Genomic DNA, 24,022 nt, shown 5'->3' with positions numbered 1-24,022 from the left:
AAACCGTGTCACCGCGCTCGCTACATTCACTCGGGTGACAATCCCCCGGGGCACCGCCCAATCCCCCAAATACCAGCGCCTCGCCGCCGACCTCCGCCGTCGGATCGCCGAGGGCGAGTTCACCTCCGACGCCGCCCTGCCGGTGGAGAGCGAACTGGAGCGCCAGTACGGCGTCGCCCGCAACACCGTCCGCCTCGCCGTCGACGTCCTGGTCAACGAGGGCCGTCTGGTCCGGCTCCAGGGCAAGGGCACCTACCTGCGCGAACACCCGGTCCTGGACCACCGCGCCTTCGGGCCGACCCTCGCCCCCGCGCCGCGCGACTGCCTGGCCGCGCCCTCCGCCGTCTACCTCGGCGAGGCCGCCGAAGCCGGGCGCGAACTCGGCACCGACTTCGAGATGATGATCGTCCGGGCCCGGGTCGACATCGCCGAACGGCTGGGACTGCGCCCCGGCGAGGCCATCGTCGTCCGCCGCCAGCTGCGGCTGCTCGACCGCGAGCCGTACTCCATCGAGGAGAGCCACTACCGGGCCGGCCTCGCCGCCGGCACCCCGCTGATGGAACCCGACCCGGTCGAGGGCGGGGACGAAGCCGTGCTCGCCGCCCTCGGGCGCACCGAGATCGGCGCCGTCGACCACCTCGTCGCCCGGATGCCCGGCCCCGAGGAGGCCCAGTGGTTCCAGGGCGGCCCGGGCGTGCCGCTGATGGTGCAGACCCGCGTCACCTACGACCGGCGCGGGCCGGTGCGGGTCATCGAGACCCGCTACTCCGCCGACCGCAGCCGGCTCGTCTACGGCATCGGCGACCTCGGCGCGCGCACCACCCTGCCCGCGCCCGCCGCGCCCGTCGACCCCGCCCGGGCCGACGCGACCTGACGCGCGCCGACCGGGCGACCGGGCCGGATCAGGCCGCCAGGGCCTTCTTGACCTGCAGCAGGCTCGGGTTGGTCATGACGACCCGCTCGCCGCCGCCCACCGGCGTCACCAGCACCGTCGGCACCGTCTGGTTGCCGTTGTTCACGGACTCGACGAAGGACGCCGACGCCGGGTCCTCCTCGATGTTGATCTCGGTGTAGCCGATGCCTTCACGGTCCAGCTGGCTCTTGAGTCGGTTGCAGTACCCACACCAGGTCGTGCTGTACATCGTCACGGTGCCGGACATCGAGGGGGCTCCTTCGAAAGAGAGGTGCGTACGGTCTCCGGGGGCAACGTCCGCCGGGCGGCGGGCATTCCGGCCCGCCATCGGCCGCACTGCTGAGCGATCATCCTGCGATCACACCGGGCCTGTGGACAACCCCGCCCCCGTTGTCCCACCGGGCTGAGAAGATGGAACGCATGCAGGAAGACCTCTTGAGCGGCAGCCCGTACGACGCCTCCCACGGCTCCCCCTGGGCCGATCCCGGCGCCGCCACGGGCCCGGACGCGGTGCTCGCCGGGCTCGACCCGGAGCAGCGCGCCGTCGCCACCGCCCTGCACGGCCCCGTCTGCGTCCTCGCCGGCGCCGGCACGGGCAAGACCCGCGCCATCACCCACCGCATCGCCTACGGCGTGCGCAGCGGCGTCTACCACCCGCAGCAGGTCCTCGCCGTCACCTTCACCGCCCGCGCCGCCGGCGAGATGCGCGGGCGGCTGCGCCAGCTCGGGGCCGACGGCGTCCAGGCCCGCACCTTCCACGCCGCCGCCCTGCGCCAGCTCCAGTACTTCTGGCCGCGCGCCGTCGGCGGCCCCGTGCCCCAGCTGCTGGAGCGCAAGGTGCAGCTCGTCGCCGAGGCCGCCGGCCGCTGCGGCCTGCGCGTCCAGCGCACCGAACTGCGCGACCTCACCGCCGAGATCGAGTGGGCCAAGGTCACCCAGACCGGCCCCGACGACTATCCCGCCGTCGTCGCCAAGTCCGGCCGCGAGGCCCCCCGCGACCCGGCCGAGACCGCCCAGGTCTACCGCGTCTACGAGGAGACCAAGAGCCGCCGCGGCAACATCGACTTCGAGGACGTCCTGCTGCTCACCGCCGCCATCCTGGAGGACCGCCCGGACATCGCCGACCAGGTCCGCTCCCAGTACCGGCACTTCACCGTCGACGAGTACCAGGACGTCTCCCCGCTCCAGCAGCGCCTGCTCGACCAGTGGACCGGCCCCGGCGGCGGCGCCAGCCTCTGCGTCGTCGGCGACGCCAGCCAGACCATCTACTCCTTCACCGGCGCCACCCCCGACTACCTGCTGAACTTCCGCGGCCGTCACCCCGAGGCCACCGTCGTCAAGCTCGTCCGGGACTACCGCTCCACCCCCCAGGTGGTCCACCTCGCCAACGGACTGCTCGCCCAGGCCCGCGGCGAGGCCGCCCGGCACCGCCTCGAACTCGTCTCCCAGCGCGAAGCCGGGCCGGACCCGGTCTACACCGAGTACGAGGACGAACCCACCGAGGCCGAGACCACCGCGCGCCGGATCAAGGACCTCCTCGCGGCCGGCGTGCGCGCCAGCGAGATCGCCGTCCTCTTCCGCACCAACGGCCAGTCCGAGGTCTACGAACAGGCCCTCGCCGACCTCGGCGTCCCCTACCAGCTCAAGGGTGCCGAACGGTTCTTCGAGCGCCCCGAGGTCCGCGATGCCGGCGTCCTGCTGCGCGGCGCCGCCCGGGCCGCCTCCGACCCGCTCACCGACGGCGCCCCAGACCTCGCCGGCCAGGTCCGCGCCGTCCTCGCCACGCGCGGCTTCACCCCCGAACCCCCGGCCGGCTCCGGGGCCGTCCGCGACCGCTGGGAGTCCCTCGCGGCCCTCGTCCGGCTGGCCGAGGAGTTCGAGCGCACCCGCACCGCCGCGGGCCAGGACACCGACCTCGCCGCCTACGTCGCCGAACTCGACGCCCGCGCCGCCGCCCAGCACGCCCCCGCCGTCGAGGGCGTCACCCTCGCCTCCCTGCACGCCGCCAAGGGCCTGGAGTGGGACGCCGTCTTCCTCGTCGGCCTCACCGAGGGCACGCTGCCGATCATCTACGCCAAGACCGACGAGCAGGTAGAGGAGGAGCGCCGCCTGCTCTACGTCGGCGTCACCCGCGCCCGCAAGCACCTCAGCCTCTCCTGGGCCCTCTCCCGTTCCCCGGGCGGGCGCGCGAGCCGCAAGCCCAGCCGCTTCCTCGACGGGCTGCGCCCCGGCTCCGCCGCACCCGGCGCGCGGACCGGCGCGCGCGGCGGTCGAGGGGGCGTCGAGCCCGGCGAGCGCTCCGCTGCCCGGCGGGTCCGCGGACCGGTCAAGTGCCGGGTCTGCGACAAGGTGCTCACCGAGGCCGTCGAACGCAAGCTGCGCCGCTGCGAGAGCTGCCCGTCCACGATGGACGAGGGGCTCTACGAGCGGCTGCGCGAGTGGCGCGCCGGGCAGGCCCGGAAGCAGGGCGCCCCGGCCTACGTCGTGTTCACCGACGCGACGCTGATGGCGATCGCCGAGGACGTGCCCGCCGGCCGCGGCGAACTCGCCTCGATCTCGGGGGTCGGTGCCATGAAGCTGGACAAGTACGGGGCTGCCGTGCTCTCGTTGTGTGCGGGGGAGGAGCCCGAGGAGGATCCGGACGGCGTCGAGGACGACGGTCCGGTCGATCCGGCGTGAGCCGGCACGGGCGCGGTCCAGGGGACTGCTCGGGGGACTTCGAATCCGGCTGCGGAGCGCGCCGTGGAACTCACCGCGAAAAATAGTTTGCGCGGTGTACCGGGAGCGCAATAGCCTGCCGGGGCGGTCAAGGGGACGCGATCGCACGGGGTCACACCTGTGCCGATTCCCCTGCACCCAAAGCTGTACCGAGACAGACATCCGAACATTCGGAGCCGGGGGAACCTGGCTCCGCGAGACGCCGAGAGGAGGCGAAGACAGTGGGAAACATCATGATCACCAAAATGACTGGCCAGACCGTTGTCGCTGCCTCCCTGCGTGCCGCCCGCCTGCGGGCGCTCGCCGAGCTCGGTGGAACCGGTCTGGGTCTCGACACCACCGGTGTCTCCGTCGCCTCCGTTGTCAGTGGTCCTGGACACACTGATCTGTGCCTCACGGGCAGCAGGAGCGTCGAAGGCAGCGTTGTCGAGACCGGTCTGTCCCGTGGCTGGGCGTCGTTCGGCACGTCGCGCTCCCTGCGCGACGAGCGACCGACCCAGGCACCGAAGGCGGCCGTAGCCGCCGCCATGCATGGCGGCTATGCGCAGGTCATCGGTGCCGGAAACCCCCAGAAGCAGAACGAGCAGCTGATTAAGCAGGCCATGGCCGCCTTCAACGGCGCCAAGGCCGTCCGGATGTGGGCCTTCCGCGGCCCTGAACCCTGGAGAGAACGAACCTGAGTCAGCCTCAGGTCGGCACCTCCAGGGCCGCGGAACCCGTCACACCGGGATCCGCGGCCCTTCTGTTTTGTCCGGTACGCAAGACCAACCCAGGCCCTCCGGGGCCTCCGGCCCAGCACCACCAGTCCACTGGGCCGGAACCACTGAGAAGACGAGGAAGACGCCCACAGTGTCCACGGTCATCACGCCGCCCACCCCGTCCGTACCGCCGACAAGCCAGATCACCAAGGCCGACCAGGCCGACCCCCCGGAGGTTCCTTCCATGCAGATCAGCTCCATCGAGCAGGCCGAGGCGCTCGGTCTCCCCATCCCGTGCCGCGCCTTCGACCCCGAGGTCTTCTTCGCCGAGACGCCCGCCGACGTCGAGTACGCGAAGTCCCTCTGCGGCACCTGCCCGGTGAAGGACACCTGCCTGGCCGGCGCCCTGGAGCGGCGCGAGCCGTGGGGCGTCTGGGGTGGCGAGCTGTTCGTCCAGGGCGTCGTCGTGGCCCGCAAGCGGCCGCGTGGCCGCCCGCGCAAGACCGAGGTCATGGCGTGAACCCCGCCGACCAGGCCAAGGTCGTCCGCCGGGGAGAGCAGCCCCCGCTGGACAGCGCCCTCCGCCGTTCCGTGCGGATCGCCGCCGCCAAGGCCGACGCCGCAGCCCGTAGCCCATTCCCCAGCACGCACCACGAGCAGGACCACGACATGACCCCCGCCGCCGTCGATCCGACCGCCCGCGCCGAGCAGGCCACCGAACGTCAGACCCAGAACAGGATCCTCGAGATGCAACTCCTCCACGAATCCCTGGCCCGGGCCCATATGCAAGACAGGCTCCACGAGGCCGAGAACCAACGGCTCGTCAGCCGGGTCATCCGGGCCCGCAAGCTCAGGCAGCGGGCCGAGCGGGCCTCGCTGCGGGCCCGCAAGGCGCTCGCCGTGGCGCTGATGTAGGACCCGTGGGCCCCACGGGCCCCTTCGCTTGACCCCCGTCGCGCCGCAGGCCGCTCCCCGTTGTGGGGGAGCGGCCTGCGGCCGTCGGGGCCGACGACGGGGTGGACGCCCGCCGCCGGCCCCCGGCGGTGTCAGCCCTTCGTGACGCGGGCGGGGCCGGTGCCCTTGCGGGCCTTCGGCTGCTGCGGCTGCTTCCGCGGCTGCCGAGGCCGGTCGCCGAACTCGGGGAGCCACTCCAGCATCTCCGCACGGAACGGCGCCTTGGCTCCCAGCTGGCAGAGCACGCCGATGGTGCTCAGGGTCACCCGGTGGATCAGCAGGTAGGCGGGCGGCAGGTTGAGCTGCTTGCCCAGGTTGTAGGCGGGCGAACGCGGATCGGCGATCCGGGCCGCCTGCGCGCGCATCCAGGCGCGGGTGAAGTGGAAGCTCTCCACCGCGGCCGGTTCGATGATCGGGAGCAGGTAGTCCAGCACCGCGTCCGGATCGAGCTCGATCGAGGGCTTCACGAAGCCCTCCTCGCGCAGCATCTTCAGCACGCCCGCCGCGTTCCCGTCCAGCGCCATCCGCAGTGAGGCCCCGATCGGCGCGGGGAGCCCGCCGGGCACCCGGTCCACCGTGCCGAAGTCCAGCACGCCCAGCCGCCAGCCGGACACCGGGCCGTCGTCCTTCAGCAGCCGGAAGTTGCCCGGGTGCGGGTCCGCGTGCAGCAGGCCGGTCCGGGACGGCCCGGCGAACAGGAAGCGGGCCAGCAGCTGCCCGGCGCGGTCGCGCTCCTCCTGGGTGCCGCGCGCGATCACCTCGGCCAGCGGGGTGCCGTCCATCCACTCGGTGACCAGCACCTGGTCGGTCTGCGCCACCACGCCGGGCACCACGATGTCCGGGTCGCCCGCGAACTCCTCGGCGTGCCGGCGCTGGGCCTGCGACTCCAGCTCGTAGTCCAGCTCCTCGGAGACGCGCTCGCGCAGCTCGGCGATCAGCGGCTTGATGTCCAGCCCGGGGATCAGCGGGCCCAGCAGCCAGGCCACCCGGCTCAGCTGCGACAGGTCCGCGAGCAGTGCGTCGCCCGCGCCGGGGTACTGCACCTTGACCGCGACCCGGCGCCCGTCGTGCCAGACCGCCCGGTGTACCTGGCCGATCGAGGCCGCGGCCGCGGGCCGGTCGTCGAACTCCCGGAACAGCTCGCGCCAGTCGTCCCCGAGCCGCTGGGCGAGCGCGGTGTGCACCTTGGCGGCGGGCATCGGGGGAGCGGCGTCCTGGAGCTTGGTCAGCGCCGCCCGGTACGGACCGGCGACCTCCTCGGGCAGCGCGGCCTCGAAGACGGACAGCACCTGCCCGAACTTCATCGCCCCGCCCTTGAGCTCGCCGAGGACCTTGAACAGCTGGTCCGCGGTGGCCTGTTGGAGCTCGGCGGTGACCACCTCGGCGGAGCGGCCGCCGATGCGCCTGCCCAGGCCGAGCGTGGCGCGTCCGGCTATCCCCAGCGGCAGGGCGGCGAGCCGTGCCGTGCGGGTCACTGCCTTGCGCGGAAGATCGCTCACCCGGGCCTCCAATCCCCTGGCCCCCCGACACCGGACGGCCGACCATCACTACGCCATTGTGCCCGCTCCCCGCGCCGGGCCCGTCGGAATTGCGCGGGGCGGGGCGGGGAGTGCCGCCCCTTTGCGGGGAGTTGGGCGGCTTGGTCCGGTCGGCCGGGTCAGCGGGGCAGGCGCAGGGCGAGGCCGTCGAGGACGACCTCCAGGCCGTAGGAGAACTTGCTGTTGCGGATCTCGACCGGGTCGGGGGTCGCGGCGGCGGCCGCGTAGGCGCCGGAGAGGTGGGTGTAGTCGGCGGTGGCCTGCAGGGCGGCGGGCATCAGGCGGGCGATGAACTCGGCCTCGGTCTCGCCGGAGCGCGCCACCGTGGTGAGCCAGGCGGCCTCGGTGGTGCTCATGCCGATCACGAAGGCGAGGAGCGTGTCGATCGCCCGGGCCGGTTCGGGGAAGCCGGCGGTGGTGAAGAGGGCGCCCAGCCGCTCGGAGAAGGAGAGCAGGTTGGGCCCGAGGTAGGCGAGGCCGGCCTGGCCCAGGACGGAGGAGAGCCAGGGGTGGCGCAGGGCCGTCGCCCGGAAGGCCTCGGCGGCCCCGGTGGCGGCGGCGCGCCAGTCGGGGCTCCCGGTGGGCGGCAGGGCCATCTCGCCGAAGACCTCGTCCACGGCGAGCTCCATCAGCTCGTCCTTGGTGGCCACGTGCCGGTAGAGGGAGGTGGCGCCCGCGTTCAGGCGGGCGGCGAGCTTGCGCATGCTCAGGGCGTCGATGCCCTCGGTGTCCAGCATCGCGATCGCCTCGCGGACGATCGCGGCCCGGCTGAGGGCGGGCTGGTCGGGCTCGGGCTGCCGACGGGCCCAGACGGACGGGATCGGGTTCGTTCGGGCGGCCATGGGCGGCTCCTCCTCCTATGCGCTGCGTACACCGTTCGCATGGAGCGTACAGGAGTCGATGGTTGCGCACACCGTTCCGCTGTGCGTACAGTGTTCGCATCGACGGAACGCAGTGCGCACCGAGGGAACGGTGTGCGCAGATGGGGAGGGAAGGCCGATGTCAGTCGACGACGTGACCGGGGCGGGCGCTATCGCGGGGCACTCCACGGAGGGTCGCAATCCGCACCGCTGGTGGATCCTGATCGTGCTCTGCCTGAGCTCGCTGGTCCTGGTGGTCGACAGCATGGCCCTGACCGTCGCGGTGCCCTCGATGACCGCGGACCTCGGCGCGAGCGCCCAGGACACCCAGTGGATCCTCGACTCCTACGTCCTGGTCTTCGCCGGCCTGCTGCTGACCGCCGGCAGCCTCGGCGACCGGTTCGGGCGCCGGAAGGTCATGATCATCGGATTGCTGCTCTTCGGAGCCGCGTCGCTCGCGGCGACCGTGTGCACCAACCCCGGCGAGGTCATCGCGGCCCGGGTCGCGATGGGCGTCGGCGGAGCGCTGATCATGCCCTCGACGCTGTCGATCCTCATCACCGTCTTCGACGCGGAGGAGCGCAACAAGGCGATGGCCGCCTGGAGCTCGGTGGCGATGCTGGGGCTGGTCGGCAGCCCGGTGCTCGGCGGCGTGCTGATCGACCACTTCTCGTGGCACTCGATCTTCTTCATCAACGTCCCGGTGGTGGCGCTCGCGATCCTGGCCGGCCTGCTGCTGATGCCGGAGTCCAAGGGGCCCTGGCAGAAGCCCGACCCGCTCGGCGCGGTGCTGTCGGCCGTCGGCATGACCGCCCTGGTCTGGTGGATCATCGAGATCCCGCAGTACGGCGCGTTCGCCGGCCGCGAGCTGGTCACCCTGGCCGTCGCGGTGGTCGCGCTCGTCGGTTTCGTGGTCTGGGAGAACGTCACCGCCGCGCCGATGGTGCCCCTGGTGCTCTTCAAGGCCCGCGACTTCAGCGGCGGTTCGCTCTCGCTGACCCTGGTCCAGATCGGCAACGGCGGGCTGCTGCTGGTGCTCACCCAGTACCTGCAGTTCGTGCTCGGGTACTCGCCGGTCAAGGCGGGCCTGGCGTTCCTGCCGCTGGCCATCGCGGCGCTGCTCGGCAACGGGGTCGGCGCCAAGGCCGCGGCGAAGATCGGCAACCGGCTGCTGATCCTCGCGGGGATGCTCGTCATGGCCTCCTCGTTCGCACTGCTGACCACCGTCTCGGCCGACACCGGCTTCGCCGTCCCGGCGGCCGCGCTCGGTCTGCTCGGCCTCGGTGCGGGCCTGGCGATGCCGGCCGCGGTGGGCGCGCTGATGGGGACGATCCCGCCGGAGCAGGCGGGCGTCGGCTCGGCGCTGAACGACACCATCCAGCAGGCGGGCACCGCGCTCGGCATCGCGATCCTGGGCTCGCTGCTGTCGAGTGGCTTCGCCGACGGGATGCCGGCCGGGACGCCGGAGCAGGCGAAGCACTCCATCGCCGGGGCGCTGGCGATCGCCGGCGGGGACGCCGGTCTCGTCCGGACCGCCCGGGAGGCGTTCACCGGGGCGATGACGACCACCTTCACCGTGAGCGCGATCGGTGTGCTGGCGGCGGCGCTGGTGGCCACGCTGGTGATGCGGGACCGGAAGGCGGCGGGAGCCGCGGAGAACGCCGAGGAGGCTGTGAGCGCTGCCTGAGTCCTGGCGGCGAGTGCACCGGGAAGGCCGGCACCCTGCGGGGTGCCGGCCTCCGGCGTTCCCCGGCGTTCTGCGGTGCAGGCGGTGCAGGCGGTGCAGGCGGTGCCGCCCGGGCGACCGGGGCCGCCGTTCACCCCGGCGGTAGCGGCTGCCACAGGCACCCGCAGTCCGGATGGCCCCGCAGCCGCAGCCGCCGGGCCATCCCGTCGCCCGCCGACACCTCGCACCACCCGTCCACGCTCGGCGGCCGACCGCCGTCCAGGTACACCTGCACGTGCAGCGCGGCCAGCCCGGCGACCGCCGTCGCCAGGGCCGTGTCGCAGGCCGGTGTGCGGGCCCGCCCCGGGCCCTCGTGGGCCAGCTGGGCCAGGACCCGCGGCCAGGCCGCGTCCTCGTCCTCCCTCCGCAGCACCAGGCAGTGCCCGCACGCCGACATCCCGGGGACCACCAGCGGCCCGACGATGCCGAACTCCTCGACCACGCCCACGTACAGGTGCGGCACCCCGGCTCGGAGCAGCAGCCGGGCCTCGTACGTCCCGCCCGCGAAGGCGGCGCTGCCGTCCCTGGGCGCGAGGACCACGAAGTCCGGCGGCGGGCCCCCGGCTCTGCGGCGCGGCGCCGGAGCGGCCGGACGGCCCGTGGCGCGCAGCACCGCCTCCCGGGCCGCCGTCGCGCGCAGTCGCCCGACGTCCGCGGGCGGCAGCCCGGCCGGGGAGCAGTCGCCGGGCCCGACCCGGCCGCCGTCGGCGACCGCGACGGTGCCCGTTCCGCCGGCGGCGAGCACCGCCGCCACGGCGGCGCCGACCCGGCCCGCCCCGCGGACCTCGATCCGCGCGTCGGCCCGTCGGGCCAGGACCGCCGGAGCGGCGCCCGGGCCGGAGTGGACCAGGGAGAGCGAGGCGAGGTCGGGCCCGAGCAGCTCCCGGTGCGGCTGGGGGAAGCGGGCCAGGGCCCGGTCGGCGGCCTCCGCGTCGTCCAGCAGCCCGGTCTCCGCCAGCTCGGTCAGCAGGGTGTCGGCCGGCTCTCGGCCGAGGCCGATCCGCTCGCCGGCGGCCAGGAGCTCGGGCCGTTCGCGGGTGCCGTCGAGCAGCCCGAGGAACTCGCACAGGGCCGGGTCGGCGTTGCCGAGCACCCCCGCGTGGCGGGTGACGGTGCCGAACTGCAGGGTCTCGGAGTCCCGCCAGCTGCGGGACAGGGCGGGCTTCAGCGCGAGGCGCACGGCGATCTCCCTTCCGATCGATTCCGGACGGCTGACCGCAGCATGCACCACCGCGGTGACGGCGTGCCGAGCGTTGTCCACAGGCCCGTGCCCATGATCGGAACATCGGTTCGCACGCCCTGTGGATAACTGCTCATCCTCCCCGGCGTCGGTTTCCGGACACCCGCCGTCGACTTTTCGTTCCCGATCACTCCATGAAAGATTCCGGCCATGGCAGCGGACTTCTGTCCGTGCCACCGGGTAACGTCGTGTGCCATGGCAGCCGAGCGGGACTCCCATCCACCGGCGTCGCGTCGGCGTGCCCGTGCAGCGTCCGGGTCACAGATCGCGGCGCCGAACACGCGCGGGCGCCCGGACCAGATGCACCAGGAACAGCAGTCGAGGCCCTCGACGTCGCAACACCCGCCCGTCGGGGCGCTCTCCCCGGAGGCGCACGACCGCAACCGGGTCGAGGTGCGGCGCAGCGCCCGCCGAAGTCGTACGGTCTCCGCCTACCGCGAGGGCGACCGCACGATCGTGCTGATCCCGGCCCGGATGTCGCACGCCGAGGAGCAGCGCTGGGTCGCGCAGATGCTGGAGAAGCTCGCCGCCCAGGAGTCCCGGCGGATCCCCGGGGACGAAGCCCTGATGATCCGGGCCCGCGACCTGTCGGCCGCCTACCTGGGCGACCGCGCCCATCCCACCCAGGTCCGCTGGGTCACCAACCAGAACTCGCGCTGGGGCTCCTGCACCCCGAGCGAGGGCACCATCCGCCTCTCCCACCGCCTCCAGGGCATGCCGGAGTACGTGCTGGACTACGTGCTGCTGCACGAGCTCGCGCACCTGCTGGTGCCGGACCACGGCCCGGCGTTCTGGGCCCTGCTGGAGGCCTACCCCCGTACCGAGCGGGCCCGCGGCTACCTGGAGGGCGTGGCCTCGGCGGCCCGTCTCCCGCACATCCCCGGCGCCCGGCACGCCGATCCGGGGCCGGACCCGGCCGCCTCCTGCGGCTGAGGACGCGGCCTGCGGCGCGGCCGCCGACGCCGACGACGACGCTGCCGAGGGTGCGGTCGAGGACGGCCGGAGAACGGCCGGAGTCCGACCGGAAGGTGACGCGAAGGGGGCGCGGACCGATACGGCCCGCGCCCCCTTCGCCTGTCTCACCTCAGCCGGTCAGCCGCCGCGCCCGGGCCACCAGGTCGCGCACCGAGTGGTCGGTGAGCTCCGGCAGCCGGTCGTAGTCGAACCAGCGCAGGTCCAGCGACTCCTCGCTGATCAGTGCCTGCGCGCCGGCCGGGGCCACCGCGATGTACTGGACGTCGAGGTGGGTGTTCTCCGGCCGGTCCTTGCCGGCGCAGCGGACCAGGTGGCGGTCCAGCTTGACCGGGACGGGGGCGCCGTCCGCCTCCAGCAGGACCAGGTCGGGGATGCCGGACTCCTCGACGGCCTCGCGCAGCGCGGCCGAGGCGAGGTCGCCGTCCCCGGGCTCGCAGTGCCCGCCCATCTGCAGCCACATGCCGACCTTGGGGTGCAGGGTGAGCAGCACCCGGCCTGCCGTCGGGTCGACGACAGCCGCGCTGGCGGTGATGTGCGCCGGCAGGCAGGAGCGGTACAGGCCCTCGGGCTGCTCGGCCAGGTGCTCGAGGTAGTCGAGCCGCAGCCGTTCCTGCTCCTCGTCGGCGGGGCGCCACGCGGACAGCGTGCGGACGGCGTCCGCGTGCAGGGTGGACGCGGACGTCTCGGTGTCCGTCATGCGGTGGGCTCGCCCTTCCCGTCGGTGTCGGTGCCGTCGGTCTTCGGCTCGTCGTCGCGCTTGGTGAGGTCGGGCTTGCCCGCCGCGGCCTCGCCGAGCAGCTTGTCGATCGCGTCGAAGTCGATGCCGCCCTCCAGACCGTCCGCGGTGTCCCGGTGCACGAAGGCGTCCGGGTCGTCGAGGTCGGCGGCGGTGGGCAGCATGTCCGGGTGCTCCCAGAGCGCGTCGCGGCCCTCGATGCCCCGGGCGTCGGCGAGCAGCGCCCACAGCCGGGAGGCGTCGCGCAGGCGGCGCGGGCGCAGCTCCAGGCCGACCAGGGTGGCGAAGGTCTGCTCGGCGGGCCCGCCGGCCGCACGGCGGCGGCGGACGGTCTCGCGCAGCGCTCCGGCCTGCGGCAGGTGCGGTGCGGCGGCGGCGTGCACGACGGCGTCGACCCAGCCCTCGACCAGCGCGAGCGCGGTCTCCAGGCGGGCGAGCGCGGCCTTCTGCTCGGGGGTGTCCTCGGGCTGGAGCAGGCCGCCGGCCAGCGCGTCCTGGAGCGCCTCGGGGTTGCTCGGGTCGAGCTGGCCGACGAGCTCCTCCATGCGGGAGGTGTCGACCTTGATGCCGCGTGCGTAGGCCTCGACGGCGCCCAGCAGGTGGGCGCGCAGCCACGGCACGTGGGCGAAGAGCCGCTGGTGGGCGGCCTCGCGCAGGGCGAGGTAGAGCCGGACCTCGTCGGCGGGCACGCTCAGGCCCTCGCCGAACTCGGCGACGTTCTGCGGCAGCAGCGCGGCCTTGCCGGCCGAAGCGAGCGGCAGGCCGATGTCGGCGGAGCCGACCACCTCGCCGGCGAGCGCGCCGAGCGCCTGGCCGATCTGGGTGCCGAACATGGCGCCGCCCATGGAGCGCATCATGCCCATCAGCGGGCCGGCCATGGCCTGCATCTCCTCGGGCAGGATGCCGCCCATGGCGTTGCCGACGCGCTCGGCGACCGGGTCGACCAGGTCCTTCCAGACCGGGAGGGTGGCCTCGATCCACTCGGCGCGGCTCCAGGCGACGGCGGTGCCGGCGCCGGAGGGGAACTCGGTGGCGCCGTCCAGCCAGAGGTCGGCCAGGCGGACGGCCTCGGCGACGGCGGAGCGCTCCGCGTCGCTGACCGAGCGGTCCTTGCTCTTGCCCTCGGCGGGCTCGGCGACGACGCTCTGGCGGGCGATGTTGGTGGCGAGGTCCCAGTTCACCGGGCCGCCCTCGAACGAGAGCATCTGCCCGAGCTGCTGGAAGGCGGCGCCGAGGTCACCGGGGTTCATGCCGCCGAACATCGCGGCGAAGGGGTTGTCGGCACCGCCGCCGCCGGGGGCGCCGGGCATGCCGAACATCGCGCCGAAGGGGTTGGCACCCCCGAAGCCGAACGGCTGCGGGCCGGAGGCGGACTGCTCCTGGTCCTTCTTCCTCTGCACGTCGTCGGGCTTGGGCTTGCCGTCCTCGGGCTCCTCGGGCGGAACGCCGAATCCGAAGGGAAGGTCGCTCACGGGGTCCTCGATCCGGTCGGCCGTCATGCGGGTGTGGCGGAAAAGTCTGCGCCCGGGGCGACGGCGGAGTGGGGGACTCGGGGGCGGCTCCCGCGCGGCAGGCCCGCGCCGGGTGCACCGCCGGGCCTTCGCCTCGGGCAGGATGGACGTACGTGACACACGTCCGTACGCACATAAGCTAACCGTGGAGGATGGCCGGTGAGTTCCCCGCCTTCGGACGTTCGCTCTGGGCTGACCGGAGGAGAGGACGCGTCGGACACCACGGCGTCACCGCCTCCAGCCTACGGCGGACGGCCGCTGACCGTGGCCGTGACCGGCGCCGCGGGCGTGCTGGGGGAGCAGGTCGCGGCGCGGCTGGTGGCCTCCCCGCACGTGAAGAAGGTCCTGGCGGTCGACGACCGGCGCGGCGAGGTGCCGGGCGTGCACTGGCGGGTGCTGGACGTGCGGGACCCGGCGGTGGCCGAGCGGCTGGCCGGGGTCGACGTCGTGGTGCACCTGGCGATGGACTTCGGCATGGAGTCGGACCCGCGGGCCCGCAGCGCCTACAACGTGCGCGGCGCCCAGACGGTGCTGACCGCGGCCGCGGCCGCCGGGGTGCACCGGGTGGTGCTGTGCACCTCCGCGATGGTCTACGGCGCGCTGGCCGACAACGAGGTGCCGTTGGCCGAGGACTCCGAGCTGCGGGCGACCGAGGAGGCCTCGCTGGTCGGGGACCTGCTGGAGATCGAGCGGCTGGCCCGCCGCGCACCGCGCGCCCATCCCGGACTGCAGGTGACGGTGCTGCGTCCGGCCGTGGTGGTCGGCCCGGGGGTGGACACCGTGTTGACCCGGCACTTCGAGGCGCCCCGGCTGCTCGTGGTGGCCGGCTCCCGCCCGTGCTGGCAGTTCTGCCACGTGGACGACCTGGCGGCGGCGCTGGAGTACGCGGCGCTGGGCCTGGTCGAGGGCGAGGTGACGGTCGGCTGCGACGGCTGGCTGGAGCAGGAGGACGTGGAGCGGCTGTCGGGGATCCGGCGGATGGAGCTGCCGGCCGCGCTGGCGCTCGGGACGGCGGCGCGGCTGCACCGGCTGGGCCTGACCCCGGCGCCGGCCGGGGACCTCGCCTACACGATGTACCCGTGGGTGGTGTCCGGCAGCCGGCTGCACGAGGCGGGCTGGCGCCCGGCGCACACCAACGAGCAGGTGCTGGCCGAGCTGCTCGCCCAGGTGTCCGGCAAGCACGCGGTGGCCGGGCGCCGGCTGGGCGGGAAGGAGGCCGCGACCAGCCTGGGGGCGGCCGGGGCGACGGTGGCGCTGGTCGGTACGGCGGCGCTGGTGCGCCGGGCCCGCAAGCGGCGCCGTTTCTGAGGCCCCTCCCGGGACGGCGCCGCGGCACCGGCTGCGGCGCCGTTTCTCACGATGCGAAATTTCCACATCGTGATGCGGAAGACTCTTGCCTCCGACCGCCCCGGATGGGGAATCATGGGGTCATGTCCGAGAACCACGACCCCATCCGCCTGCTCGCCATCCGCGACACCCCGCTCTCGCTGGACGAGGTGTACGAGGCGGTCGGCGACGACGCGGCCGGCGGCACCACCGTCTTCGTCGGGACGGTCCGTGACCACGACGGCGGCAAGTCGGTCGCCGCGCTGGAGTACAGCTGCCACCCCACCGCCGAGCAGGAGATGCGGCGGATCGCGGAGAAGGTCGTCGCCGACTTCCCGGTCCGGGCGCTCGCCGCGGTCCACCGGATCGGCCGGCTGGAGATCACGGACAAGGCCGTGATCGTCGCCGTCTCCTGCGCCCACCGCGGCGAGGCCTTCGCGGCCGCCCGCCGGCTGATCGACGACCTCAAGCACGAGGTGCCGATCTGGAAGCACCAGGTCTTCGCCGACGGCGAGGAGGAGTGGGTCGGCGCCGGCAGTTGCTGACGGCCGCCCGTGCCGTGGAACCGCACCGGGCGACCCGCCTGCACCGGGGAACCGCACCGCGGAACCGCACCGGGCGACCGCTCGCGCCGCGGAACCGCTCGCGCCGGGGGAGCCGCACCCGCCGCGGAACCACCCACGCGTGCCCTGACCGGCACGCGGAACCGCCCGCACGTCCGGCGCGTCTGTCGGGGCAGGCGCGCCGGGGTCTCACTCGAACGGGTTCGCGGCGGCGCCCCGAATACTCCCTGGAAGTGAGCCGATCGGCCGTCCCGTAACCCGGACGGCGCCGGCCGCGTTGTCCGCCGGAGTGGTTAATCTGCTCATAGACACGACGAGCTGGGAGTACTGCTATGGGTGCGCTCGCCTGGTTGATCATTCCGGTTGTCGCCGCCGTGGCCGCCGCCCTCTGGGCGGGCTGGGCCCAGCGGGCCCCGCGGGCCACGGGGGATCCGGCCTCGCTCGCCGAACACCGGCGCTTCATGGCCGCCATGGAACGCACCACGGCGGGGGCGGCCGCCCCCGGCGAACGCTCCGGCCGGTAGCCCGCCGGGCGCCGCGTCACCCGCGTCCCGTACTGTCGAGGCATGCCACGCCGCTCCGCGACGATGCTCGCTGCCACCCTGCTGCTCATAGCACTGCTCTGCGTCTCGGTGCTGATGAAGGTGCCGTACACGGAGATGAGCCCGGGGCCGACGTACAACACGCTCGGCAACCAGGGGGGCAAGCCGGTGATCAGCATCGCCGGGCACGACTCCTACCCGACCACCGGCCACCTCAACATGACGACCGTCCAGGTCACCGGGGCGAAGTACGAGCCCAGCCTGGTCAACGCGGTGGTCGGCTGGCTGCGCGACGACGTGCTGATGGTGCCGCACGACAACGTCTACCCGAAGGGGCAGTCGGACGCGGACGCGAAGAAGCAGAACGCCGAGGAGTTCGCCTCCTCCGAGGACAGCGCCCGCACCGCGGCGCTCAAGCAGCTGGGCGTCCCGGTCGGCAGCGAGCTGATCGTCAAGTCGGTCACCGCCGGAGCGCCGGCCGAGGGCAAGCTGCACGCGGGCGACCAGATCGTCGCCGTCGACGGCGCCCCGGTCGCCACGGTCGACCAGGTGGTCGCGGCGGTCACCAAGCACAAGCCGGGCGAGTCGGTGGTCTTCACGGTCGTGCCGCGGGTCAAGGACGCCGCCGGCAACGCCGCCGCCGACCCCGCGGCCAGGACGGACGTCGCCGTCCCGACCGTCCGGGTCAAGGACCTCGACCCGAAGGCCGCGCCCGAGCGGGCCGAGCTCGCCGCCGTCGGCATCGGCACCGGGATCCGGCACACCTACCCGTTCCGGATCGACATCGGCCTGCAGGACGTCGGCGGCCCGAGCGCCGGCCTGATGTTCTCGCTCGGCATCATCGACAAGCTGACCCCGGGCGGCGACCTCACCGGCGGCCGGTTCGTCGCGGGCACCGGCACCATCGACGACGACGGCAAGGTCGGCCCGATCGGCGGGATATCGATGAAGCTGATCGCCGCCCGGGACGCCGGGGCCGAGTACTTCTTCACCCCGTCCTCGAACTGCGCCGAGGCCACCAAGAACATCCCGTCCGGGCTGACCCTGGTGAAGACGGACACGCTGGACGGCGCGCTGAAGTCGCTGGAGCAGATCCGCTCCGGGCAGACCTCCGCGCTGCCGTCCTGCGCCAAGTAGCGGCCGGGTAGGGGCCGAGCAGCGGCTAGGAGAAGGTCGCCAGCAGGGCGTCGGTGAGGCCGGGTACCAGGTCCGGACCGGTCAGCACCTCGCGGGCGACGTCCTTGGAACGCAGCCGCAGGGCGATCTCCTTCTTTCCGCCGCGCAGCACCGCGGCGGTGATCCGCACCTCCTCGCGCTGCGGGTGGTTGGACACCCACTCGGCGAGCTGCGCGTCGCTGGCACCGCGGGGGCGGGTCTGCTCGGCGCCCGGCGGCAGCATCTGCCGCTCGACGACCAGGGCGCAGCCGGCCACCGAGTCGGGCCAGGCGATGGTGCCGAGGAACTTGTCGAGCGGCGTGCCGGCCGGGATCTCGTCCTGCTCGATCGGGGTGAGGCCGGGCTCGTCGCTGTCGGCGAGGCCGAGCTGTTCGGCGATCTTCGGGTTGGCCTTGCGCAGGGCGGCGCTGTCCACCAGGGCGAACAGCCGGGCCGGGAGGTCCCAGCCGAGGGTGGCGGCGTACTCGTCGATCTCCAGCGCGGCCCGGGTGAGCGGGGTGGCGGCGGGGAGCTTGGAGACGTCGTCGGGGGAGTTGTTCAGATCAGACGCGTCGGACATGCCTCAATCCTCACACGCCGGGCGGGGCGCGCTCGCCGGACGGTCCGGTGGGGGCGGGCGGCGCGCTGCGCCCCGGGTGCGTGCGCGGCGGGGACGGCGGGGGCGGGGCGTCGTAGTAACCGTCTGCTAACGGTGGGAACTCGGCCAAAGCCTGGTTAAGTTGCTCTGACGACCGACCGATATCCAGACGACACAGCTGAGGTGCCACCGTGGTATTCCAGATGCCGGAACGCTCAGGGCCGGGTTTCCGGCGAAGGGTGGGCCCGCCCTCCCGGCGGGCGCGGGTGGCCCTGCTGACCCTGGGCGTACTCGCGGTGCTGTTCCTGTTGTTCGTCATGTTCGCGGGCTTCTGGACGGACTGGCTGTGGTTCAAGTCGGTCCACTACTCCTCGGTGTTCACCACCCAGTTGTGGACGAAGATCGGGCTGTTCGCGGTGTTCGGCCTGCTGATGGCGGTGACCGTCGGCTTCAACGTCTGGCTGGCGCACCGGCTGCGGCCGCCGCTGTCGGCGATGTCGGTGGAGCAGCAGAGCCTGGACCGCTACCGGGCGGGCCTGGCGCCGTTCAAGCGCTGGGCGCTGATCGGCATCTCGCTGGTGATCGGTCTGGTGGCGGGCGCCGCGGCGTCCGGCCAGTGGCGGACCTGGCTGATGTGGACCAACTCGACGTCCTTCGGGGAGAAGGACGCCCAGTTCGGCATGGACGTCTCCTTCTACGCCTTCGACCTGCCCTTCTACGAGTTCGTGCTGGGCTTCGCGTTCAGCGCGGTGATCGTCTCGCTGCTGACCTCCGCGCTGGTGCACTACCTGTACGGCGGGCTGCGACTGCAGGGCCCGGGCCGGCGGGCGAGCGCCGGCGCGCAGGGGCACCTGGCGGTGCTGCTGGGCGTGTTCGTGCTGCTGAAGGCCGTCGCCTACTGGCTGGACCGGTACGCGCTGGCGGTCAAGACCGGTTCGTACAAGGGTGTTTCGGGCTGGACGGGCCTGCGCTACGTGGACGCCAACGCGTTCCTGCCGGCCAAGACCATCCTGTTCTTCGTCGCGATCATCTGCGCCGTGCTGTTCTTCCTGACCCCGATCCGCCGCACCTGGGCGCCGGCCCTGATCGGGCTGGGGCTGATGGTGCTGTCGGCGGTGCTGATCGGCGGCCTGTACCCGGCGATCGTGCAGCAGTTCCAGGTCAAGCCGAACGAGCAGGCCAAGGAGACGCCGTACATCCAGAAGAACATCGACGCGACGCGGCAGGCGTACGGGATCGCCGACGCGCAGACCACGCCGTACAGCCCGCAGGGTTCGACCGGCGGTGACGCGCTCAAGCCGGACGCGCAGACCATCGCGGACGTGCGGCTCCTGGACCCGAACATCGTGTCGCAGACGTTCCAGTCGCTGGAGCAGCAGCGCAACTACTACGCCTTCCCGAGCACGCTGGACGTGGACCGGTACCGCACCGACACCGGCAAGCAGGACACCGTCGTCGGCCTGCGCGAGCTGGACCTCAACGGCGTGCAGCGCAACTGGATCAACGACCACTTCAAGTACACCCACGGCTACGGCGCGGCGGTCGCCAAGGGCAACCAGGTCGACGACAAGGGCGGGCCGGTGTTCACCGAGTCCGGCCTGCCGGCCACCGGCTCGCTCGGCGACTACCAGCAGCGGATCTACTACGGCGAGAAGACGACCACGTACTCGATCGTCGGCGGCTCCAACAAGGAGATCGACTACACCGACACCAAGACCGGCCAGAACGTGGAGTACACGTACACCGGTGCCGGCGGTGTCTCGCTGGACAACCCGATCACCCGGGCCGCGTACGCGGTGCGCTTCACCGAGCCGCAGATCCTCTACGCGGGGGCGATCACCGACGGCGCCAAGGTGCTCTACAACCGCACGCCGAAGGAGCGGGTGGAGAAGGTCGCCCCGTGGCTGTCGATCGACGCCGACCCGTACCCGGTGGTCCAGGACGGCCGCGTGGTGTGGGTGGTGGACGGTTACACCACCTCGGACGGCTTCCCGTTCTCCTCGAAGACGACGCTGGGCGCCGCCACCAAGGACTCGCTGACCAACCAGCGCGGTGAGCTGCTGACCGTCGCCAACCAGGTCAACTACATCCGCAACTCGGTCAAGGCCACGGTGGACGCCTACACCGGCGAGGTGAAGCTCTACCAGTGGGACGAGAAGGACCCGGTGCTGAAGACCTGGATGAAGGCCTTCCCCGGCACCGTGGAGCCGAAGGCGGACATCCCGCAGTCGCTGCTGCCGCACCTGCGCTACCCGCAGGACATGTTCAAGGTGCAGCGCGACCTGCTCGGCCAGTACCACGTGACCGACGCCAACTCGTTCTTCAACGGCAGTGACATCTGGCAGGTCCCGGTGGACCCGACCAGCGACACCAAGCAGGTCCAGCCGCCGTACTACGTGACCGTGCGGATGCCGGACGCCGCCGGCGCGAGCTTCTCGCTGACCAGCAGCTTCGTGCCCAACGGCCGTCCGAACCTGGCGGCGTTCATGGCCGTCAACGCGGACCCGGGCGACGACTACGGGAAGATCCGCGTCCTGAAGATGACCGGCGAGTCCGGTGCCCCCGGCCCCGGCCTGGTGCAGTCGAAGTTCAACTCCCGCCAGGAGGTGGCCTCGCAGATCTACGCGCTGAAGACCGGCGGTGACACCGAGCTGGAGTACGGCAACCTGCTGACCCTGCCGATGGGCGGCGGCCTGCTCAACGTCGAGCCGGTGTACGTGCGCGGGCGCGGCGCCAAGTACCCGACGCTGCAGAAGGTCCTGGCGGTGTACGGGGACGACAACGTGGCCTTCGAGGACACCCTGGAGAAGGCGCTGAACAAGCTCTTCGCCGGGCAGGCCCCGCCGGCCACGCCGGTGGCGCCGTCCAACCCGGGCAACGGGACGGCCCCGGGCACGCCGACCGCCCCGGGCACGCCGACCGCCCCGGCGACGCCCACGCCCACCGCGCCGACCACGCCCGCGCCGGGCGGGACGATCTCGCCGGAGCTGCAGAAGGCGCTGTCGGACGCGGGGAAGGCGTACAACGACAGCCAGACCGCGTTCAAGAACGGCGACTGGGTGGCCTACGGCAACGCCCAGAAGGCGCTCGGCGAGGCGCTGAAGGCGGCCGAGGCGGCCCGCGGCGGCAGCCCGGCGCCCGCCCCGACCGGCACTCCCACCGCGGGCGCCACGGGGGCCACGGGGGCCGGATCGCCGAGCCCCCAGCCGTAGTCCCCGACCGTGGGCCGCAGCGCCGGCCCGCTGAGCTGCGGTAACCGTTTTCCGTTCCACCCCGCATCAGTGCTATGGTTCAACCACCGACGCGGGGTGGAGCAGCTCGGTAGCTCGCTGGGCTCATAACCCAGAGGTCGCAGGTTCAAATCCTGTCCCCGCTACGAAGAGCAGAGGCCCGGAGGATTCTTCCTCCGGGCCTCTGCCGTTTCCGGGTCCGGACCCTTGGCGTTTCCGGGTCCGACCCCTGCTGCTTCCGGATCCGGACCCCTGCCGTTCTCCGCGTGTCCGGACCCCCGCCGCATTCGTGCTAAGGTTCAACTACCGACGCGGGGTGGAGCAGCTCGGTAGCTCGCTGGGCTCATAACCCAGAGGTCGCAGGTTCAAATCCTGTCCCCGCTACAAAGGCCAGAGGCCCGGAGGATCCTTCCTCCGGGCCTCCGGTGTTTCCGGGGGTGTTTTCGCGCGGAAGCGGTGGGAACCGCTCCGGTACTATCGACCGTCGCCAAGGAGGAGGGCGCAGGGGTTTGTGAGGTTGAAGTGTCGGGAAATCGACAAAGCGCCGAAGCAATTCCGTCGGCTTCGGGTCAGCCCGGCCCGAATTCGGCCGGGGCAGGTGTACGCGGGTAGCAGGTGATGCGACGATGGGACACATGGGGGACGGTGCACGGCTGCTGACCGGCCGTCGGGTCCGGCGCCTCTCCTGGGAGTCCCCCCGGTCGCACGCCGGGGCACGATGCCGCGACACTCTGGGGGAGCGGGAGTCGGCATGAGGCTGATCGGCAAGTCAGGCGCCAAGCCCGCGGCGGCGGCCGAGGCGGACACCGACGCCTGGGCGGAGAGCGCCGAGAGCCCCGAACACCGCCCCGGAGCCCTGCCGGCCCAGCGCACCAGCGGGCTGTCCGAACGCCCCACGCCGGGCTACGGCCCCGACAGCCTGGTCCACGTGTCCAGCCGTCAGTTCGCCGCCGCCGTCGGCGCGTACGGGGAACGGCCCGGTGACGAGCCCGCCGCCGGTGCCGCGCTGGACCCGGCGGGCCTGGACCCGACGAGCTTCGAGACCGCGCTCGCCGCCCGCGAGTCGGCAGCCCTGGAGGCCCGGCACCGGCAGGCCGCCGACGGCGGGGACCCGGACGCCGCCGGCCGGCTGGGCACCCTGCTGCTGCGCCGCGGGGACCTGGACGACGCCGAACCGTACCTGCGCGCCGCCGCGGCGGCCGGGGTACGCGCCGCCGCCAACAACCTCGGAGTGCTGCTGCACCAGCAGGGCCACCGGGCCGAGGCCGCCCAGTGGTGGCGCCAGGCCGCCGTCGCGGGCAGCGCCCCGGCCGCGCACGCGCTCGGGCTGCAGCTGCGCGACCAGGGCGAGGAGGAGGCCGCCGAGTACTGGCTGCACTTCGCCGCCGACCACGGGCACCCGCTCGGCGCCTACGCCCTGGGCGACCTGATGGAGCACCGGCGGGACGTCCGGGCCGAGCGCTGGTTCAAGGTCTCCGCCGACGCCGGGCACCGCGAGGCCTCCTACCGGCTGGCCCGGATGCGCGAGGCCGCCGGGGACAAGGACACCGCCGAGGCCTGGTACCGCACCGCCGCGGCCCGCAGCCACGCCCGCGCCGCGCTGCGCCTGGGCGTACTGCTGGAGGAGCGCGCCCGCACCGACCAGTCCCTGCTGGAGGAGGCGGCCCGCTGGTACCGGCAGGCCGCGCAGAACGGGGAGCCGCGCGCGGCCTGCGCGCTGGGCTTCCTGCTGCGCGACTCCGGGGACGTCGCGGCCGCCGCCGAATGGTGGCAGGAGGCCGCCGAGGCCGGGGACGGCAACGCCGCCAACGCGCTGGGCGCCCTGCACGCGAGCCGCGGCGAGGCCAAGGCGGCCGAGCGCTGGTACCGGGCCGCGCTGGAAGCGGGCGATCAGAACGGCGCCTTCAACCTCGGCCTGCTCTGCGCCGGCACCGGCCGCGAGCAGCAGGCCGAGCAGTGGTACCGCCGGGCCGCGTACGCCGGGCACCGGGAGGCCTGCAACGCCCTGGCCGTGGTGCTGCTGCAGCGCGGCGACGAGTCCGGCGCCGAGCCGTGGTTCTCCAAGGCCGCCGAGGCGGGCAGCGTGGACGGCGCGTTCAACCTCGGCGTGCTGCACGCCGGGCGCGGCGAGCAGCGGCAGGCCCAGGAGTGGTACGCGCGGGCCGCCGCCGAGGGGCACGGCGAGGCTGCGCTGCAGCTCGCCGTCGCCCAGGAGCAGCGCGGCAACCTGGCCGGGGCGCTGGAGCGCTACCGGCAGGCGGCGGCGGGCGGCTCGGCGGAGGGCGCGTTCCGGCTGGCCTCGCTGCTGGACCGGCGCGGGGACGCGGACGCCGAGGCCGAGCACTGGTACGCGCTGGCGGCCGACGCCGGGCACCGGCGGGCGCAGGTGCGGATGGGCGTGCGGGCGGCCGAGCGCGGGGCCCTGGAGATCGCCGAGAGCTGGTACCGGCGGGCCGCCGAGGCCGGCAGCCGCAGCGCCGCGTTCAACCTGGGGCTGCTGCTGGCCCGGCAGGACAGCGAGGCGGAGGCGATGCTCTGGTACACCCGGGCCGCCGACGCCGGGCACGGGCGGGCGGCGCTTCGCCTCGCGCTGCTGGCGCTGCGCCGGGGCGAGCCGGTGCAGGCGGAGAACTGGTGCCGGCGGGCGATCGACTACGGCCCGGCCGAGGTGGCGGAGCGGGCCGGGCGCCTGCTGGGAGCGCTGCACGCGGAGTTGAGCGCGTAGCGGCGCTCGACCGT

The 24,022-nt window shown here is 73.4% G+C and carries 20 protein-coding genes and 2 tRNA genes; 15 read left to right on the top strand and 7 right to left on the bottom strand.

Annotated elements, in window-relative coordinates:
- The first annotated feature begins 34 nt into the window (after nt 1-34).
- A complete protein-coding gene (locus tag ABTY56_RS10900) occupies nt 35-874 on the top strand; it encodes a GntR family transcriptional regulator (protein WP_350628214.1) in 840 nt (279 codons plus the stop codon).
- Between the two features lie 28 nt (nt 875-902).
- On the opposite strand, the gene ABTY56_RS10895 is transcribed toward ABTY56_RS10900, so the two are convergent.
- Nucleotides 903-1,160: a mycoredoxin gene (locus tag ABTY56_RS10895; RefSeq protein WP_030236313.1), complete on the bottom strand. Its 258-nt coding sequence runs from the start codon at nt 1,158-1,160 to the stop codon at nt 903-905.
- A gap of 164 nt (nt 1,161-1,324) precedes the next feature.
- Here ABTY56_RS10895 and ABTY56_RS10890 point away from each other — a divergent pair, with 164 nt between their 5' ends.
- From ABTY56_RS10890 to ABTY56_RS10875, 4 genes are all read left to right on the top strand, one after another.
- The gene (locus ABTY56_RS10890; protein WP_502893073.1) at nt 1,325-3,592 is read left to right on the top strand and encodes an ATP-dependent DNA helicase UvrD2; all 2,268 of its coding nucleotides are present in this window, start codon (nt 1,325-1,327) and stop codon (nt 3,590-3,592) included.
- Between the two features lie 260 nt (nt 3,593-3,852).
- The gene (locus tag ABTY56_RS10885) at nt 3,853-4,311 is read left to right on the top strand and encodes a hypothetical protein (protein WP_350628213.1); all 459 of its coding nucleotides are present in this window, start codon (nt 3,853-3,855) and stop codon (nt 4,309-4,311) included.
- A gap of 169 nt (nt 4,312-4,480) precedes the next feature.
- Nucleotides 4,481-4,849 carry a WhiB family transcriptional regulator gene (locus ABTY56_RS10880; RefSeq protein WP_502893072.1) on the top strand — a complete coding sequence of 123 codons (369 nt, stop codon included), beginning with the start codon at nt 4,481-4,483 and terminating at the stop codon, nt 4,847-4,849.
- Nucleotides 4,846-5,244, top strand: a complete 399-nt coding sequence (locus ABTY56_RS10875) for a putative WhiB-interacting protein (RefSeq protein WP_350628212.1) — start codon at nt 4,846-4,848, stop codon at nt 5,242-5,244. Before ABTY56_RS10880 ends, ABTY56_RS10875 begins: the two co-directional genes overlap by 4 nt.
- 131 nt (nt 5,245-5,375) lie before the next feature.
- Here ABTY56_RS10875 and ABTY56_RS10870 read toward each other — a convergent pair whose 3' ends face one another.
- Together ABTY56_RS10870 and ABTY56_RS10865 are read right to left on the bottom strand one after the other, a co-directional pair.
- Nucleotides 5,376-6,782, bottom strand: a complete 1,407-nt coding sequence (locus ABTY56_RS10870; protein WP_350628211.1) for an ABC1 kinase family protein — start codon at nt 6,780-6,782, stop codon at nt 5,376-5,378.
- A gap of 158 nt (nt 6,783-6,940) precedes the next feature.
- A complete protein-coding gene (locus tag ABTY56_RS10865; RefSeq protein WP_350628210.1) occupies nt 6,941-7,663 on the bottom strand; it encodes a TetR/AcrR family transcriptional regulator in 723 nt (240 codons plus the stop codon).
- 157 nt (nt 7,664-7,820) lie between these two features.
- Here ABTY56_RS10865 and ABTY56_RS10860 point away from each other — a divergent pair, with 157 nt between their 5' ends.
- Nucleotides 7,821-9,368, top strand: a complete 1,548-nt coding sequence (locus ABTY56_RS10860; RefSeq protein ID WP_350628209.1) for an MFS transporter — start codon at nt 7,821-7,823, stop codon at nt 9,366-9,368.
- Between the two features lie 130 nt (nt 9,369-9,498).
- Here ABTY56_RS10860 and ABTY56_RS10855 read toward each other — a convergent pair whose 3' ends face one another.
- The gene (locus ABTY56_RS10855; RefSeq protein ID WP_350628208.1) at nt 9,499-10,587 is read right to left on the bottom strand and encodes a TOMM precursor leader peptide-binding protein; all 1,089 of its coding nucleotides are present in this window, start codon (nt 10,585-10,587) and stop codon (nt 9,499-9,501) included.
- Between the two features lie 360 nt (nt 10,588-10,947).
- On the opposite strand from ABTY56_RS10855, the gene ABTY56_RS10850 reads away from it, so the two are divergent.
- Nucleotides 10,948-11,580, top strand: a complete 633-nt coding sequence (locus ABTY56_RS10850; protein ID WP_350628207.1) for a M48 metallopeptidase family protein — start codon at nt 10,948-10,950, stop codon at nt 11,578-11,580.
- A gap of 151 nt (nt 11,581-11,731) precedes the next feature.
- Here the strand turns inward: ABTY56_RS10850 and ABTY56_RS10845 are convergent, their stop codons facing one another.
- The gene (locus ABTY56_RS10845) at nt 11,732-12,319 is read right to left on the bottom strand and encodes an NUDIX hydrolase (protein ID WP_350628206.1); all 588 of its coding nucleotides are present in this window, start codon (nt 12,317-12,319) and stop codon (nt 11,732-11,734) included.
- Nucleotides 12,316-13,830, bottom strand: a complete 1,515-nt coding sequence (locus ABTY56_RS10840; protein ID WP_350628205.1) for a zinc-dependent metalloprotease — start codon at nt 13,828-13,830, stop codon at nt 12,316-12,318. Before ABTY56_RS10840 ends, ABTY56_RS10845 begins: the two co-directional genes overlap by 4 nt.
- 198 nt (nt 13,831-14,028) lie before the next feature.
- On the opposite strand from ABTY56_RS10840, the gene ABTY56_RS10835 reads away from it, so the two are divergent.
- The 4 genes from ABTY56_RS10835 (at nt 14,029) to ABTY56_RS10820 (ending at nt 17,437) form a co-directional block, all read left to right on the top strand.
- The gene (locus ABTY56_RS10835) at nt 14,029-15,177 is read left to right on the top strand and encodes an NAD-dependent epimerase/dehydratase family protein (RefSeq protein WP_502893071.1); all 1,149 of its coding nucleotides are present in this window, start codon (nt 14,029-14,031) and stop codon (nt 15,175-15,177) included.
- Between the two features lie 122 nt (nt 15,178-15,299).
- Nucleotides 15,300-15,740 carry a molybdenum cofactor biosynthesis protein MoaE gene (locus tag ABTY56_RS10830; RefSeq protein ID WP_350523028.1) on the top strand — a complete coding sequence of 147 codons (441 nt, stop codon included), beginning with the start codon at nt 15,300-15,302 and terminating at the stop codon, nt 15,738-15,740.
- A gap of 368 nt (nt 15,741-16,108) precedes the next feature.
- On the top strand, nt 16,109-16,282 hold the full coding sequence (locus tag ABTY56_RS10825) for a hypothetical protein (protein ID WP_350628203.1): 174 nt from the start codon (nt 16,109-16,111) through the stop codon (nt 16,280-16,282).
- A gap of 42 nt (nt 16,283-16,324) precedes the next feature.
- A complete protein-coding gene (locus ABTY56_RS10820) occupies nt 16,325-17,437 on the top strand; it encodes a YlbL family protein (RefSeq protein ID WP_350628202.1) in 1,113 nt (370 codons plus the stop codon).
- Between the two features lie 25 nt (nt 17,438-17,462).
- On the opposite strand, the gene ABTY56_RS10815 is transcribed toward ABTY56_RS10820, so the two are convergent.
- A complete protein-coding gene (locus tag ABTY56_RS10815) occupies nt 17,463-18,035 on the bottom strand; it encodes a PPA1309 family protein (protein WP_350628201.1) in 573 nt (190 codons plus the stop codon).
- Nucleotides 18,036-18,256: 221 nt separating this feature from the next.
- Between ABTY56_RS10815 and ABTY56_RS10810 the strand changes: the two genes are divergently transcribed.
- The 4 genes from ABTY56_RS10810 to ABTY56_RS10795 all read left to right on the top strand — a co-directional run bounded on the left by ABTY56_RS10810 (nt 18,257) and on the right by ABTY56_RS10795 (nt 24,008).
- The gene (locus ABTY56_RS10810) at nt 18,257-21,265 is read left to right on the top strand and encodes a UPF0182 family membrane protein (RefSeq protein WP_350628276.1); all 3,009 of its coding nucleotides are present in this window, start codon (nt 18,257-18,259) and stop codon (nt 21,263-21,265) included.
- A 90-nt stretch (nt 21,266-21,355) separates the two neighbouring features.
- Nucleotides 21,356-21,429: transfer RNA gene (locus ABTY56_RS10805), tRNA-Met, on the top strand.
- A gap of 164 nt (nt 21,430-21,593) precedes the next feature.
- Nucleotides 21,594-21,667: transfer RNA gene (locus ABTY56_RS10800), tRNA-Met, on the top strand.
- A 367-nt stretch (nt 21,668-22,034) separates the two neighbouring features.
- Nucleotides 22,035-24,008, top strand: a complete 1,974-nt coding sequence (locus ABTY56_RS10795) for a tetratricopeptide repeat protein (RefSeq protein ID WP_350628200.1) — start codon at nt 22,035-22,037, stop codon at nt 24,006-24,008.
- Nucleotides 24,009-24,022: the final 14 nt, after the last annotated feature.

The organism is Kitasatospora sp. NPDC097691 (assembly GCF_040302665.1).
GTDB lineage: Bacteria > Actinomycetota > Actinomycetes > Streptomycetales > Streptomycetaceae > Kitasatospora.
The sequence above is the reverse complement of the archived record's forward strand: the minus strand, read 5'-3'. Positions and strand labels throughout refer to the sequence as shown.

What these genes read in the sequence shown, in the direction of transcription:
- ABTY56_RS10895 (WP_030236313.1), bottom strand. Translation starts at nt 1,160, where the DNA reads ATGTCCGGCACCGTGACGATGTACAGCACGACCTGGTGTGGGTACTGC.
- ABTY56_RS10890 (WP_502893073.1), top strand. Translation starts at nt 1,325, where the DNA reads ATGGAACGCATGCAGGAAGACCTCTTGAGCGGCAGCCCGTACGACGCC.
- ABTY56_RS10865 (WP_350628210.1), bottom strand. Translation starts at nt 7,663, where the DNA reads ATGGCCGCCCGAACGAACCCGATCCCGTCCGTCTGGGCCCGTCGGCAG.
- ABTY56_RS10860 (WP_350628209.1), top strand. Translation starts at nt 7,821, where the DNA reads ATGTCAGTCGACGACGTGACCGGGGCGGGCGCTATCGCGGGGCACTCC.
- ABTY56_RS10850 (WP_350628207.1), top strand. Translation starts at nt 10,948, where the DNA reads ATGCACCAGGAACAGCAGTCGAGGCCCTCGACGTCGCAACACCCGCCC.
- ABTY56_RS10845 (WP_350628206.1), bottom strand. Translation starts at nt 12,319, where the DNA reads ATGACGGACACCGAGACGTCCGCGTCCACCCTGCACGCGGACGCCGTC.
- ABTY56_RS10830 (WP_350523028.1), top strand. Translation starts at nt 15,300, where the DNA reads ATGTCCGAGAACCACGACCCCATCCGCCTGCTCGCCATCCGCGACACC.
- ABTY56_RS10820 (WP_350628202.1), top strand. Translation starts at nt 16,325, where the DNA reads ATGCCACGCCGCTCCGCGACGATGCTCGCTGCCACCCTGCTGCTCATA.
- ABTY56_RS10815 (WP_350628201.1), bottom strand. Translation starts at nt 18,035, where the DNA reads ATGTCCGACGCGTCTGATCTGAACAACTCCCCCGACGACGTCTCCAAG.
- ABTY56_RS10810 (WP_350628276.1), top strand. Translation starts at nt 18,257, where the DNA reads ATGCCGGAACGCTCAGGGCCGGGTTTCCGGCGAAGGGTGGGCCCGCCC.
- ABTY56_RS10795 (WP_350628200.1), top strand. Translation starts at nt 22,035, where the DNA reads ATGAGGCTGATCGGCAAGTCAGGCGCCAAGCCCGCGGCGGCGGCCGAG.